At 52.2% G+C, this 14,341-nt stretch carries 14 protein-coding genes; 13 read left to right on the top strand and 1 reads right to left on the bottom strand.

The features are described 5' to 3' along the window. Window positions 1-9 precede the first annotated feature (9 nt). The 4 genes from ribA (at window position 10) to lexA (ending at window position 3,348) form a co-directional block, all read left to right on the top strand. Window positions 10-1,218, top strand: coding sequence for a GTP cyclohydrolase II (gene ribA / locus KJZ99_00415; protein ID MCL4304361.1), 1,209 nt, complete (start codon window positions 10-12; stop codon window positions 1,216-1,218). Window positions 1,219-1,256: 38 nt separating this feature from the next. Then, window positions 1,257-2,210, top strand: coding sequence for a WD40 repeat domain-containing protein (locus KJZ99_00420; protein MCL4304362.1), 954 nt, complete (start codon window positions 1,257-1,259; stop codon window positions 2,208-2,210). Window positions 2,211-2,214: 4 nt separating this feature from the next. After that, the gene (gene dtd, locus KJZ99_00425) at window positions 2,215-2,652 is read left to right on the top strand and encodes a D-tyrosyl-tRNA(Tyr) deacylase (GenBank protein ID MCL4304363.1); all 438 of its coding nucleotides are present in this window, start codon (window positions 2,215-2,217) and stop codon (window positions 2,650-2,652) included. A gap of 69 nt (window positions 2,653-2,721) precedes the next feature. Further along, window positions 2,722-3,348, top strand: a complete 627-nt coding sequence (gene lexA, locus KJZ99_00430; protein MCL4304364.1) for a transcriptional repressor LexA — start codon at window positions 2,722-2,724, stop codon at window positions 3,346-3,348. A 108-nt stretch (window positions 3,349-3,456) separates the two neighbouring features. On the opposite strand, the gene KJZ99_00435 is transcribed toward lexA, so the two are convergent. Then, a complete protein-coding gene (locus KJZ99_00435) occupies window positions 3,457-4,308 on the bottom strand; it encodes a DUF4835 family protein (GenBank protein ID MCL4304365.1) in 852 nt (283 codons plus the stop codon). Between KJZ99_00435 and KJZ99_00440 the strand changes: the two genes are divergently transcribed. The 9 genes from KJZ99_00440 to KJZ99_00480 all read left to right on the top strand — a co-directional run bounded on the left by KJZ99_00440 (window position 4,307) and on the right by KJZ99_00480 (window position 14,333). Continuing rightward, entirely contained in the window at window positions 4,307-5,146 is an 840-nt protein-coding gene (locus KJZ99_00440) for a hypothetical protein (protein MCL4304366.1), read from the top strand. The two genes, KJZ99_00435 and KJZ99_00440, sit on opposite strands and share 2 nt — an antisense overlap. 2 nt (window positions 5,147-5,148) lie before the next feature. Next, window positions 5,149-6,783, top strand: a complete 1,635-nt coding sequence (locus tag KJZ99_00445) for a hypothetical protein (GenBank protein ID MCL4304367.1) — start codon at window positions 5,149-5,151, stop codon at window positions 6,781-6,783. Between the two features lie 85 nt (window positions 6,784-6,868). Then, window positions 6,869-8,053, top strand: a complete 1,185-nt coding sequence (locus KJZ99_00450) for an N-acetylmuramoyl-L-alanine amidase (GenBank protein MCL4304368.1) — start codon at window positions 6,869-6,871, stop codon at window positions 8,051-8,053. Then, a complete protein-coding gene (gene murI, locus KJZ99_00455) occupies window positions 8,053-8,889 on the top strand; it encodes a glutamate racemase (protein ID MCL4304369.1) in 837 nt (278 codons plus the stop codon). Before KJZ99_00450 ends, murI begins: the two co-directional genes overlap by 1 nt. A 91-nt stretch (window positions 8,890-8,980) precedes the next feature. Continuing rightward, entirely contained in the window at window positions 8,981-10,231 is a 1,251-nt protein-coding gene (rho, locus tag KJZ99_00460) for a transcription termination factor Rho (protein MCL4304370.1), read from the top strand. 15 nt (window positions 10,232-10,246) lie between these two features. Next, window positions 10,247-10,534 carry a lipid-A-disaccharide synthase N-terminal domain-containing protein gene (locus KJZ99_00465; protein MCL4304371.1) on the top strand — a complete coding sequence of 96 codons (288 nt, stop codon included), beginning with the start codon at window positions 10,247-10,249 and terminating at the stop codon, window positions 10,532-10,534. Window positions 10,535-10,576: 42 nt separating this feature from the next. Then, complete coding sequence (locus KJZ99_00470; GenBank protein ID MCL4304372.1) at window positions 10,577-11,776, top strand: hypothetical protein; 1,200 nt, start codon at window positions 10,577-10,579, stop codon at window positions 11,774-11,776. Continuing rightward, on the top strand, window positions 11,773-13,011 hold the full coding sequence (locus KJZ99_00475) for a hypothetical protein (protein ID MCL4304373.1): 1,239 nt from the start codon (window positions 11,773-11,775) through the stop codon (window positions 13,009-13,011). Before KJZ99_00470 ends, KJZ99_00475 begins: the two co-directional genes overlap by 4 nt. Window positions 13,012-13,019: 8 nt before the next feature. After that, on the top strand, window positions 13,020-14,333 hold the full coding sequence (locus KJZ99_00480) for a serine hydroxymethyltransferase (protein ID MCL4304374.1): 1,314 nt from the start codon (window positions 13,020-13,022) through the stop codon (window positions 14,331-14,333). The last annotated feature ends 8 nt before the right edge of the window (window positions 14,334-14,341 follow it).

Raw genomic sequence — 14,341 nt, forward strand, 5'->3', positions numbered from 1 at the left:
AAAGATCAAATGCCACATTTTCTGGATTCGCTTGCTGATGGCCTGCGTGATTTCGCAAGCGGGAAAATGGTAATAGTCGTCGACGACGAGGATCGCGAGAATGAAGGTGATCTGGTTCAGGCGAGCGAGTTTGTGACTCCCGAGTCCGTCAACTTCATGGCCGCATACGGCCGCGGAATGATCTGTGTCTGTTTGACAGCCGAACGTTGCGCTCAGCTTGGTCTCCGCCAGCAGGTAACCGAGAACACGGCGAAGCTTGGTACAGCCTTTACGGAATCAGTTGACTATCTTCACGGTACGACGACGGGAATTTCTGCCAGCGATCGCGCAACGACGATTCGCGCACTGGTGAACGCTCAGACGAAACCGCACGACTTAGGACGACCGGGCCATATTCACCCGTTGCGAGCGCATCCCGGCGGAGTTCTTGCGAGACCAGGTCAGACCGAGGCTTCTGTTGATCTGGCACGACTTGCAGGACTGTATCCTTCCGGGACTCTTTGCGAGGTAATGGGTGACGACGGTAAGATGCTGCGTGGAGCTGCGTTAAGAGCGTATGCCGATCGTTACGGACTGAAGATCATTTCAGTTGAGCAGATTGCGACTCATCGCGCACAGACTGAGATTTTCATGGAGGAACGCGTGCGCGTGCCGTTTCCGTCAAAGTTCGGACGATTCACATTGATCCACTTCTCGGATAAGATCAGACATGAGGACCATCTTGCGCTCGTAAAAGAGCCTTTGGACTTTGACAAACCGATTTTGGTCAGAGCACACTCCGAGTGTCTGACGGGTGACGTTTTTGGCAGCGGCCGCTGTGATTGCGGATCGCAGCTCGAGGCCGCTTTGCGCAAGATGGAAGCGGAGGGATCAGGTGTGCTGGTTTATCTGCGTCAGGAGGGCAGAGGGATCGGCCTGGCAGCGAAGCTCCAAGCATACAAATTGCAGGACAGCGGTTTGGACACTGTCGAAGCAAATCTAAGACTTGGTTATCGCGCCGACATGCGTGGATATGCTCAATGTGCACAGATACTGAAACTGCTGAAAGTGAAACAGGTTCGCTTAATCACAAATAACCCTGACAAAGTGGCGGACTTGGAGCGCTACGGGATCGATGTTGTGGAGAGAGTCCCTTCGATGAGTGAACCAACAGCTTCCAATAGAAGTTATCTTGCTGCAAAACGGGACAAGCTTGGTCACTTGATTGAGCTAAAGTAGGGAGACCACTGCTGGGCTGCCGGCTTTTAACGATTTGCATGATTTCGTGCATCCTTGCTTCAGGTTGCCGGGACAAATGCAATGACTGTGATACATCAGGCCAACTCGAACCACCGTATGGCGTTGTTATTAGTGCCGTCGGTGGCGAGGTGGCCTTTTTTGACTTAGAGACGCTTGAATTTGTCTTGGTAGACAAGCAGCAAGGATGGGCGACTGCCTGCGAGCTGCTTCCGGTAAGCAGCAGACTGGTAACGACCGATAATGAGGCAGGTGGCATTGCTGTCTATCAGGTGCCTACTCTCGAGAAGCTTCAGAGTATTGCGCTGTCCGGAACGCCGATAGACGTCAAGTTGGATCATGCCTACCTTTCGGCACATGTTATCACGAATAATGGGTTGTACTTTCGAGTGCCTTTCTCAACACTTATCGCAGATACGGCCGATACTGGTCCGTCGCCTCGCACGTTGCGATTCAGACCGCCCAGCGATCAGGAGGCTTGGATACCGTGCACAGGTGACAGAACGGTGCGTGTGATCAATATGCTTGGGCTGCAGGAAACCGCGCGACTGTCTTTTGCCGAAGCATGCACTGACGTTTGCTTTTCGACTGACGGTAGCGTAGCCTACTGTGCAGTCCCCGGCTCTGGAAAGCTCTACAAGTTCTCATCGCATGATTATGAGATACTCGATTCACTTAGCTTGGTTAGCGGCGTTGTGGATTTGGCAATTTCTGCTGACGGACGTTACATTGCAGCCGCAGACTCGATCAATGGCATTGTGAGAGTTTATGATCTGTCGAATAATGAGCACTCGACCATTCGTTGCGGGACAGAGGCTCGCCGTGTTCGCTACTCAAGTTCCCGCTCCTCATTCTTCGTAATCTGTCCCCAGGAGTCTTGGGTGCTCCGCATCGATCCTTCGGTATTCCCGGCAGAGGTACGGGATACGCTGGTCGTAGAGCGCATTCCGCAGTGCATGTCCTTCTTGGAGTAGCTTGGTGAAAATTGTTTTGCAGCGTGTCACCTCGGCAAAAGTTGTGGTCGAGAATGAAGTGGTCGGGGCAATCGAACAGGGTCTACTCATTCTATTGGGAATTGCCGAGAATGACACAGATGAGCACGTGAGTTGGGCAGTGCAGAAGGTTTGTGAACTTAGGATATTCACTGATTCAGAGGGCAAATTCAATCTGAGCCTTGAGGACGTCGGGGGAGCTGCTTTGGTCGTAAGCCAATTCACTCTGCTGGGCGATGTGCAGAAGGGGCGACGGCCGAGTTTCATCAAGGCTGCCCGCCCGGATGTGGCGATACCATTATACGAGAAGTTTGTAGAGAGGCTTCGAGGCAGAGGTGTTAGGACCGAAACTGGCCAATTTGGGGCTAAAATGGACGTCCACTTGGTCAATGATGGGCCGGTGACTTTGATAATTGAGAAGTAGTTGGCTTGACCCCTTGACTTATGAACAAATGTTTTGTATATTTGTTCAAGGAATCAACGAGGAAAAGTCATGTCAGATCAACTTACAGAAAAACAACAGCGTGCGCTGAAGTTCATTCAGACCGAGATTCATGAGAAAGGCCGTCCGCCAACGCTTCGCGAGATTGGCAGCGAGATCGGTGTTTCTTCCACGAATGGGGTCAGATATGTTTTGGATGCGCTCGTGCGAAGAGGCTATCTTGGTCGCAGCCCAATGCTTTCGAGAGGTATTGAGCTAACCGAACGTTCAATGGTTCAGACTGCTCGGTCAAGTACCCGCGACGTACCAATACTGGGTCGAATTGCCGCGGGTGTGCCGATCACAGCCACTGAAAACATTGAAGGCAGAGTATCTGCGGATCGCAGTATTGCACCGACGGACGATACTTTCGCACTAAGGGTTCGCGGCGAATCGATGATTGAGGCCGGAATTCGCGAGGGGGACGTCATTTTTGCACGGCCACAGAGGACAGCCGATACCGGTGATATCGTCGTGGCCTTGATAGGCGATGAGGCAACGGTGAAGTACTATCGGCTGATGGGGGACCGGATTCTGCTGGAGCCGGCAAATTCCCGTTTCAAGCCAATCGTCGTGGAGTCGGGGACACCTGGATTCCAGATTCTCGGCAAAGTAGTCGGACTCATGAGGAAATTTTAGGGCCGGGTAAGCAGGTGTTGTGACACAAGAATCCGGCTCGAAGAGCCGGATTCTGTTTAAGATAGCAAGCCGAACGGCTTGACAAATCAATAAGGTTTGTCTATATTCTCAAGGTGCTTGGGTTTCGCCGAAAATTTGGTTGTATTCCTTGGAATGGGTCGGGTCCATGCGCCGCAAAACGTCGATCCCTCTGTCGTAGTTGCAGTTTTTCAAGGCTGTGGCGAGGGCGACGTGCTCAGCGTCAAGAATGCTGCTGCGTTTGTCAATGGGAACCTCGCCTAGTCTGAGTAACGCATAGTGCAGGTAGGCTTTCGAGTCCTCGTACTGCCGTCTTTCATCGTAGTAGAGTCCGGTATAATAGAAGAACACGAATTCTCGGTAATTCCTATTACTTTCACCGGTTACTTCCCGCAATAGATCGCTGCGTTTGTCCCAGCCGAAATAGTAAATGGACGACGTGCTGGAAAGTTGAACACTTCGCGCTTTGTCGAAGTAGCGATCCCCTCCTAACTTCTCATATTTGTCTTCCTCATTCGCAATCAACAGCCAAACATAGAATTCGATCACGCTCATGAACGGATCGAATGACGCTTGACCGGGAGTATAGGGAGTCCGCATTCCAAACTCCCACCTTTTGTCCTCAAAGCGAGCGTCTCGCTTGTTGGTGATGATGAGATTGGCCTTAAACTTGTCTTCTTGCGGGTTTGCATTGTATTCAGTGAAATAGATATTGGCCTGGATGTCCAAGTCATATCCGCCGTCATCACGGTTCCACGGATGCCGGGTATCTTTGAGGAAATGCACAATGACTGAGTCGATGCCCTGCAATTTCTGCTGCGCCTCTTCGGGCAGTCGTTGCATATCCACCATGACTTCGGGGTAAATAAGCTGTGCGCGGCCTGTTTGGCCGCAGATCGCCGAAAAAAGGACGGCAATCCAAAGGAGAATGGACCGCTTCATGCCGGACAGTATACGGATTGGAGGGCGGATTGTCAAGATTGGGTTGCTTGGGCTTGCGCTCTGCAGCTCAAAACTGGTTGACCCCGTTATGGCGGCCTTTGAGCGGACAGCATACTCCACACGAGCTGCTGGTCGGGCAGGAGCAGGCATTGCTGCGGTTGAGCCTGGTTGCCAGTGGCTGAACCCAGCCGTGTCGCACCGGAGTTCGATTGCACTTGGCTGGTCAGAACCATTTGGTTTAGCAGAACTCGGCAGCGAGTTCGGGTGTGCTCAGTATAGCGCTCCCCGCTGGTCGGGCGGGATTATGGTAAGCCGGCTGGGTGATGCATCTTACAGTGAACAGACTGTGCGCGGTGGTGCAAACTACGCCGTTGGTCAAGATCTTTCCTTGGGGTTTGCCGCGAGTTGGCACGATCTGGCAATCCAGAGCTTACCATCTGGTGACGCAGCGACAGTCGACGTCGGACTGTTGACAACCTTGCGCTCGGACTTGCGAATTGGTGCTGTTTGGCGCAATTTGACGCGAGCGCAGTTGTCCGACTATGAGGATCGCTTGACCGAGTCGATCACTGTCGGGGGAAGTTTCGATGTTGACTCTCGAACGACGGCGATGTTGGATGCCGTGCAAGAATCTGGTTTTCCGTTGGAAATCCGTGCAGGTGCCCAAGTTTCAGCGTTCAAGCAACTCATTCTGCGCTGTGGAGTGCTGTTTGACCCCGCGCAATATGCTCTGGGTCTCACCCTGAAGCATCGACTGCTCTATGCGAATTACGCGCTGCAATGGCATCGCTCTTTGGGTGCGACTCACTTCATCGGGCTGGATATCGAATTGAAGTGATTGTGTTCAGTTGGGTATTCGTTTTGATTTTGCCAATTGTGGCACTATGCCAACCTGCAGAGGAGCGCATCGAAGACGGGTTGATGTCCGCCGATGAAGAAGGCTATCTGCCCGAGGACAGTGCCTTTGTATTCGGTACGGAGAATGCGCAATCATCGCAGCGTGTTCAGATGCTGAATTCTACAGTGTTTGATGCCAATAGCGGAAAGCGCGTTACCGGATCTCATGTTTGGGTCAGGTCGCGCCTCGGAGTGCAAGCGGACAGCCGATTTCGTACCGATCTGCTGGCAGTACGGCGCAAGTACGATCCACGTGCCTTTGATGAAGTGCATGTATCCATATCCGGCCGCCACGATCCAACGAATGTCACTTTTGCACTCGGGACATTTCAGCATGACTGGGGATTTGGTCTTGTTTCCAGCGCGGGCTTTGGTGCTGCCAGAAAATTCTCTTATGCAGGCTCAACATTCGCTCCGCTTGGATCGGGTCTGTCTACCCGCCCGACTTCCCGGGAGTCCAGCTGGTTCTACGGGCTAGCGGCAAGTCGGCGATTCCAGAGACTCTCGGCGACGCTGTTCGGCAGTATCAGACCTTGGAATGCTGAAGTCTCTAGCGGCTACGGCATTTTGACTGGCAACTTTCAACCCGCAAGCTCGACAGGCTATTTGCAGCGGGATCGCGTGGAAGAGCAGCTCCTTGGAGGATCGCTCGAATTTACCACTGAGAATCTCCGAATCGGAACATTTGCGCAGTCCAGCGCGTACTCGATCCCGCTGGTAGGAATCGGTGATCGCCTTGATCAACTCTCGGCCGTTGCCTCTGCCTCTTGGCGAAATGTAACTGGAACCGGAGAGGCAGTACGTTCCGGAAACAAATCAGCCTGGCAAATGGTATTATCTGGGTATACGGGGCATTTTGCAGGCGCGGTCTACACTGTTTACGCTGATCCCGACTACTTTGCACCGCGCAGCCAGAGTTTCGTCAGCTTTGGCGAGCCGACCACGAATCAGCGTGTTATCGGAGTTCGCAGTTCTTATTCGACCTCTGCGCATACACTGACAGGTGAAATTCAGAGTTCGAATTCGCCCGCAGCGACACCTACGGTTTCACCTTCGAAGTCCGAGTCTCGGGCCGTCATGTCATGGCTTTACCGTGTCGACAGTTCACTGAACCTAGCCTTGCGAGTTGCACGGGGCATTCGTGAAGAGCGTTCATCCGAAACGATTGCAGATCGCACGTATCAAGATGTGCGGCTACTGATAAAGTGGCGCCGAGGTCTCGAGTGGTCTGCGCGACTGGATGATCGGCGAGCAAGAGACTTAACTGGTGAACGCCCATCTGCTGGCTCTTACGAGCACATTCAAGCGGCAAAAGTTGACGGAAGAATTCGTGCCGGATTGAGAGTTTCGCTGCATTCGGTGCCCACAGGTGTCGCGCCGCTTCTCGTCTATGAACCAAGTGTGGTTGGCGCATATCCCTTGCAAACGATCGCGGGTGACGGCCGAAGGCTGCTTGGATGGCTTGGAGTCGGTTCGCGCAGCTGGAGCATCTTCGCAAAAGTTGGCTGGTCGATTGCTTCAAATAACTCCATTGGTGCCACCTCAATCGGTCTGCACGTCAATTACCTAAGTCGGTAGCTCGTATTAGCGGCCTTGGACCGTCAGGAAGAGCCTGAATCACGTTACAGAGTTTCAACTAAGGCAAAGTTGCTCAGATAACCTTATGCGTAAGAATCCTATGCCTGTCTTGATGATCGCATATCTGTTCTCTTTGCTCATAGTGAACGGAGCGGTAAGTGTCGCTGCTCCGAATATATTGCTAACAGATTTGACGGGAACGCCGGTTTCGCGTCTGCCGTATCTCAACAGAGGAGATACGCGACTCATTCCTCTTGCAATGCTGGCGAAATCAGCAGGCTTCGAGATAACTAATCATCGTGGCAAAGAGCGGATTAACTCAGCTGGGTGCGAAACCGTTTTGGAAGTCAGGAATAGCTTTGCGGAAGTGAATGGTGCGTTTGTTCAGTTAATAGCACCTGCGGAATCGTGGGATGGATCACTTTGGATTCCACTTCCAAATCTGGACGAACTGTTTCCGACAACAATTGAATTGAGCGAGACGGGAGAAGTTATTCGACTGCTCGGCATTGCCGATTCTGCGAGCGGCGTGATCATACCGATCGAGGTTGGACCCCTGTCAGGCACTCAACGTTCATGGCAGTTCGGGAAGGTAATCTTGGACGCGGGCCATGGTGGGAAGGATCCGGGCGGCAAGGGGCTGCAGGGCTATACGGAGAAGGACATCGTTCTTGATATCGCGCGTCGCACAGAGCTCGCTTTGACCGGGATGGGCGTTCCCGTTGTTTTGACACGCCGTGCAGACGAGTTCTTGACACTCGGGCAGAGAACGAGAATGGCTAATGCTGAATCTGGAGATTTATTCATATCCATTCACTGCAATAGCTACAAGGATCCGACAATTGGAGGGGCGGAGTGCTACATCTTGAAGCCCGCAAGAACCGAACGCGCGATTGAGGTTGCAGCTAAAGAAAATCAAGTCATTGAATTGGAACGAGGCGTAGAACGCTACGAAGAATTACCTGAAGAGAATCACATTCTTTTGAGCATGGCGACAAGCCAGTACCTGCGTGACAGTGAACGCTGGTCTGAGGTTCTTTTGGAAGAGTTGTCTGTGAAAACGAAGTTGCGAAGTCGGGGTGTTGATCAGGCTGGATTCTATGTCTTAATGGGCGCTTCGATGCCGGCGATTCTGCTGGAGTGCGGGTATTTGTCTAATCCGGAAGATATGCTCGTGCTTGGGACGGAGCGCGGACGTCAGTTGATTGCAGAGGCGATTGCCGCCTCGGTATTGAGAATGAAGACAGAAATGGAATCAGCGTCGAGGTGATGGAGTCGCAAAGTGTGACTGGTCATAGCAGACCCATTGCAGTTTTTGACTCGGGACTTGGCGGTCTGACAGTACTGGCCGCGCTGTGTCAAGCTCTGCCTCATGAGAACTTTGTTTTTCTTGCCGACCGAGCGCGCGTTCCTTATGCGTCTCTTAGTCCGGCGTTGATAAGCCGATATGCCTGTGAATGCGCGGCGTTTCTGGCTGACTTTGATCCAAAAGCCGTCGTCATCGCCTGTAACACAGTCTCTGCTGTTGCGCTTAAAGATGTCGAAAGTATATTCTCCGCGCCAGTAATCAACGTACTCCACCCAACGGCCAGCGCGGCGGCGAAACTTACGACAAACAGGCGAATCGGTGTGCTCGCGACGACTGCGACCGTGAAGCGGAATACGTATGCAACGGTGCTTAAAGAGTTGGTCCCAAACGTTGAAATCACTTCGCAGGGGTGTCCCTTGCTTGTGCCTTTGGTTGAAGAAGGGTGGACTCAAGGTGACATTCCTCGGCTTATCGTCGAGCACTACTTGGACCGCTTGAAAGCCGCACTTGTGGATACCGTTGTGCTGGGCTGTACCCACTACGAGTTCTTTCGCGAGCACATCCAGCATGCAATGGGCAGGCATGTCAATTTGGTTAACACTCCGTCAGTCACCGCTGAAGAACTTAAGCTGCTGTTGCCTGAACCACAAAAGCAACAAGGTAGCGTCACGATTTACAGCAGCGATGTCACCGATGCACTTTTCAAAGTCGTGGAATCACTTTTCTTGAATTCAACAGATCTCACCATTGAGACTGTCTCCGTTGAAGATCTAAGCAAACGTAAGGTATTAGCGTAGTCCCTTCCCGGCTTTTGACATTGTGTTTGCACTGTCAAGAGTTTGCAAATCATTCCCCTCAATTCTCTCACCTTTCAAATCGTTTGAAGCCATGGACATTTCAACCCTGCAAGCAATGACAGTACCGGACTTAATCACCTTGGGCAAACAACTTGAGGTACAGGAAACGTCCGGTTTACCAAAGCACGAGCTTATCTTCAAGATCCTCGCGCGGCAATCTGCAAAAGATGAAGTCTTGACCGCAAGTGGCGTGCTTGAGATTCTTCCGGATGGCTACGGATTTTTGCGAAGCGCTCAGGCATCGTATCTACCAAGCCCTGATGACGTCTATGTCTCTCCATCACAGATCAAGCGTTTCGGCCTCAGAACCGGGCATTTGATCACCGGACAGGTAAGGCCGCCGAAAGAGGGTGAGCGATTCTTCGCGCTGCTCAAGGTGCATAATGTAAACGGAACGAACCCTGATGTCACCAAGGAGATCGTTCACTTCGATGACTTGACTCCAATTTATCCTGACAACAAGTTCAAGATGGAACTTGATGCCAAGGATTTGACTTTGCGTGTGATCGATATTTTTGCCCCGGTAGGAATGGGGCAACGCGGTCTGATCGTTGCACCACCCAGGACGGGAAAGACGATCATCCTGCAAAAAATGGCAAATGCAATCACGGCAAATCATCCGCAGGTTGAGTTGCTCGTCCTGCTTATCGACGAACGACCGGAAGAAGTTACGGACATGGAGCGTTCCGTTAAAGGAGAAGTGGTATCGTCAACATTTGATGAGAAGGCAGAGCGTCATGTTCAGGTCGCCAACATGGTTCTGGAACGCGCAAAGCGCATGGTGGAGTTGGGAAAGGATGTCGTAATTCTATTGGACTCCATTACGCGCTTGGCTCGGGCACACAATTCAGTAATGCCCCACTCTGGACGCGTGCTCTCCGGAGGTATTGACGCGAGCGCACTCTATGAGCCAAAGCGGTTCTTTGGTGCCGCACGTAACATTGAGGAGGGCGGAAGCTTGACAATACTTGCCACAGCACTCATTGATACGGGGTCTCGTGCCGACGAAGTGATTTTCGAAGAATTCAAGGGCACGGGCAACTTGGAATTAGTGCTCGACCGTCGCCTCGCGGAGATGCGCGTCTTCCCCGCAATAGACGTTTTGCGCTCAGGTACACGCCGCGAGGAGCAGTTGTTGACCCCGATGGTGCTTCAGAAGATGTACGCATTGAGAAGTGTGCTTGATCACGGGAATTCATTCGAATCGATGAAGTTCATTTTGGACAAAATGCGCGACACGCGCTCGAATGCGGAGTTTTTTGAGCTTATGACGAAGTCCTAAGCGATGCAGATCCCAATGATTGGTCAAGTTCAGGTGGATGGATGGACGCTGCTCGGTTTGGCCGGTCAAGTTCTGTTTTTCACACGGTTCATCATTCAATGGATTGCCACCGAAAGAGCTCGACGGACTGTCGTTCCACGTTCCTTTTGGTACTTTTCTATTGCCGGTGCGCTTGTGCTACTCTTTTACTCTTTTGTACGCAAAGATCCGGTGTTTATTGCAGGCTATTTGCTGGCAATGATCATCTACTTACGTAACCTCCGATTTGCTCTACGGCCGGGAAACGTGAGAACCGTTGACTAAACGGTACTGTTCCGGTTGTGGTACACAAAACTAGAAAAGACATTGAGACATTTAAGTAATACCGCTGCCTTGGCTTGTTCACTCTTTCTGCTTGGTGTGTTTGGTTGTGCACAGCGTGAGTCAGATGTTGGAACTGGCGCTATTCCGTTGCGACCGGAAGGGCAAGAGGGACAATCAACTATTGTCGCAACAAGATCGGCCGAATGGGACTTAGACCTTTCGCCGGGTCGTGGCAGCACCTTGCAAATCGGCGAAGCGGAGAGCTTTCGAGTCGTCTCGGCTCTACGGTTTCAGCCAAGGGATGTCTTGCCTGACAGTTTTGAATTGGACACAGCCCGAATTCGATTGCGAGTTGACCGGATTTACCCGGGGCGGGGAAGTTCACCCGATTTGCGCATGTTGATCAAGCAGGTTACACAACCATGGGATGAAGACTCTCTGGTTCAGGGCGTTTTTGCAGATCGCTCAAACTACCCCGTGATAGACACGATCCTTGTTCCCACTGGCGTTGATGCTGCAGACTCCCTGTATTGGTATCTGCCTGATAGCGTGTGGGAGTCCTGGCTCGTTGAGGACTCGATGAATTTCGGAATCCTGTTTGAAGCTGCGAATCCCGGCGTGATTGTCGGGTTTCAATCAGCCGAAGGCGCAGTAGCATTTCGCACATTTCTCGAGATCATCGGTCGGGAATTCTCCACTGACTCAGCCTCTGCTCCTTCCTCGTGGGCTGATACGTTGTATGCAATTGACGACGGTTATGTCGCAGAAGATTTGAGCGAACCGCTACCCGGCCGTCTGCGAATCAGCCAGGGTGCCTATCGTCGCGCGCTGTTATATTTTCCGTTAGACAGTGTTGTTTCAAACCCGCTACGAACAGTTGTGCGAGGTCGACTTCATTTCTTTGCAGATCTTGACGTACCGGGAAGTCTTCTTTACAGTGGCTCGAATTTTCTGTACAAGGATGCGTCGCTGACTGACACTCTTTGGTTTGCTGATCCGGATAGCGCACGTCAAAACTTCGTCGCCATCAGCTCAAGTTCATTCGGCTCCGACAACGTGCAAATAACTTTTGAACTGACCAACGTACTCGCATCAGTTGTGGGGAATCCGACGTCCTATGGTGGATTTTCCGTGCAGGCGACTTTGGAAAGTGACGTAGTGTCACGCCAATACTTCCATGCTCACGACAGCGAAATCGACTCGCTTCGACCACGACTCGAGATTTGGTGGGTCGAGCCATGATCTTTCTTGTATTCCTCTTTGTATCTTGTTCACAAGCGTTGGCAGGTGGGTCAATTTTTGGCGCGCAGCCGACCGGGGATCCGTTGCATACCGGCGGTGTAAGATCGGTGGGCTTGGGAGGCGCGGGTCTGGCTATTTGGGATAGTCTTGGGATTCACTCGGACAACAGTGCGCAAATGGGGGCACTCTCAGGAACCATGCTGCGAGCCGGCATGTTCACAGGTTTATACAACTCGACGGAAGGCTCGAACGGCGATACGGACAGCGAGTTCGGCTGGCAGTCTTTTCGACTCTATCTCAGGCTTCACCCACGGTATCGCACTGCATTAGGCATTGATCCCATCCGGCGATCGGACGTGCGTGTATTTGGAATTGACACTCTCTTCTATGAGTCGGGAGGCGAAGTGATTTCCGAGCCGTACGAGAGTCGTATGTCGTGGCAAGGGAGCGGAGTGGATATTCGTTGGGACCATGCGATTGTAGTTTCTTCGAAGCTTTCCATTGGAGCGACAGCAGGTTTTCTGACGGAGCACCTTGAAGTCATTAGTGACCTGGATTTCCCGGAGGCAACCAATGGAGCGCGTGACGCGTCTTTCAGAGACGTTCAGCGATTCAGTGGGTTTTGGGGAGGAGCTTCTGTGCACATCAGAGCGACCGAGAGGCTGAGTCTTGGGGGATTTTGGCGTTCAAAGGCAAGCGGAGATTTTGCTTATGAAAGTGCGGTCAACCACGGCGGGAATCCTGTCCTTCAAGAAACGAGTGGCGACCGACCTGGCGCATACGGCGTCGGTGTTGGATATCAGTGGCACCGTCTGTGGAGTCTATTTGCAGATGTCCGTCAGCAGAGTTGGAGCAAGGCCGAATTTGGTCCTATGTACGCGGCCAGCACCTTGCGCGGAATCGAGACAACATCGATCATGCTGGGCATTGAACGCAAGGGTGGAACCCGTATCACCGACGAAGGATTCGACCGTTGGGATTTCCGCGCCGGTCTCGCTCATCGACTTCAGCCTTGGCAATTAGAAAGCTCTCAGAATGACGTTACTGAGACAGCAATTGCTCTTGGTACGTCATTGCCGCTCAGCCAGCAAGCTGGGAAATTGCATTTTGCACTTGAGATGGGCCGTCGAGAACCTCAGAGCTTGGATGTATCCGAGAATTATGTGCGCTTCTATATGCAAATGGACATGCACGAGCGATGGTTCCAACGCAAGCGCCGCACTTTAGATAAGTAGGAATAGTCATGCACTCACATTTGAAGAACTTCTTGCAAGAGAGCGACCCCGCAGTCGCGTCCATTATAGAGCGCGAGCGTAGTCGCCAGAATACTGGTCTTGAGCTCATCGCTTCCGAGAACTTTGTCTCGCCGGCTGTTATGGAAGCAATGGGCAATGTTATGACCAACAAGTACGCGGAAGGTTTACCCGGCAAGCGGTATTATGGCGGTTGTAAGTATGTTGACGAAGTAGAGACGTTAGCTATTGATCGCGCGAAAGATCTATTCGGTGCGAAATGGGCGAACGTTCAGCCGCATTCTGGTGCGCAGGCGAATATGGCGGTCTACTACACATTCTTGAAACCAGGCGACAAGATTCTCGGAATGGATTTGGCGCATGGCGGCCACCTGACCCATGGTTCGCCTGTTAACTTCTCGGGGAGAATGTTCGAAGTGGTGAGTTACGGTGTGACCCGTGACTCGAATCTTGTAGACATGGATGATGTAGCACGCAAAGCACGTGAGCACAAGCCGAAACTGATTATGACCGGATCGTCGGCCTATCCCCGCAAATGGGAGCTTGCCAAGTTTCGCGAAATCGCCGATGAAATAGATGCTTATTTGATTTGCGACATGTCGCACTTTTCCGGACTCGTCGCGGGCAAAGTTCATCCCGACGTCGTTCCGTTCTGTCATGCTGTTACTTCGACAACTCATAAGACGTTGCGCGGCCCGCGCGGCGGAATCATTCTGTCATCGCAGGAAGGCGGTGAGCTACTCCTGGGCGGGATGCCGAAGCCAAAGAGCTTCTGGGACGCACTTGATTCGTGGGTTTTTCCCGGGGTACAAGGCGGCCCGCTCATGCATGTGATCGCGGCGAAGGCTGTTGCTTTTGGTGAGGCATTGACCCCGGCTTTTCGAGAATACGCAAAACGCGTAGTCGAGAATGCCAAAGTTCTCGCTGACGAGTTTATGGCACGTGGCTACAAAGTTGTGTCTGGTGGCACCGACACACATCTTATATTGCTCGACCTCTCGCCGATGGGCAAAACTGGAAAGGCTGCAGAAAGGGCACTTGAAGCTGCGGACATTACGGTCAATAAGAACATGGTTCCGTTCGATCCGCAGAAACCACTTGTAACTTCCGGAGTGCGAATTGGTTCGCCGGCCGTAACTTCAAGAGGGATGGGACCCGATGAGATGAAACGGATCGCCCGCCTTATTGATCGTGTGATCCAGAATCTTGATTCTGACGATGTAATATCTGAAGTTCGAACGGATGTTCAGGATCTTGCCTCAGGTTTTCCGCTTTACTCCTCGCCTCTACAGTACAGGACTTAGTACCAACC

It is taken from the genome of bacterium, from assembly GCA_023382385.1.
GTDB lineage: Bacteria > Electryoneota > RPQS01 > RPQS01 > RPQS01 > JABWCQ01.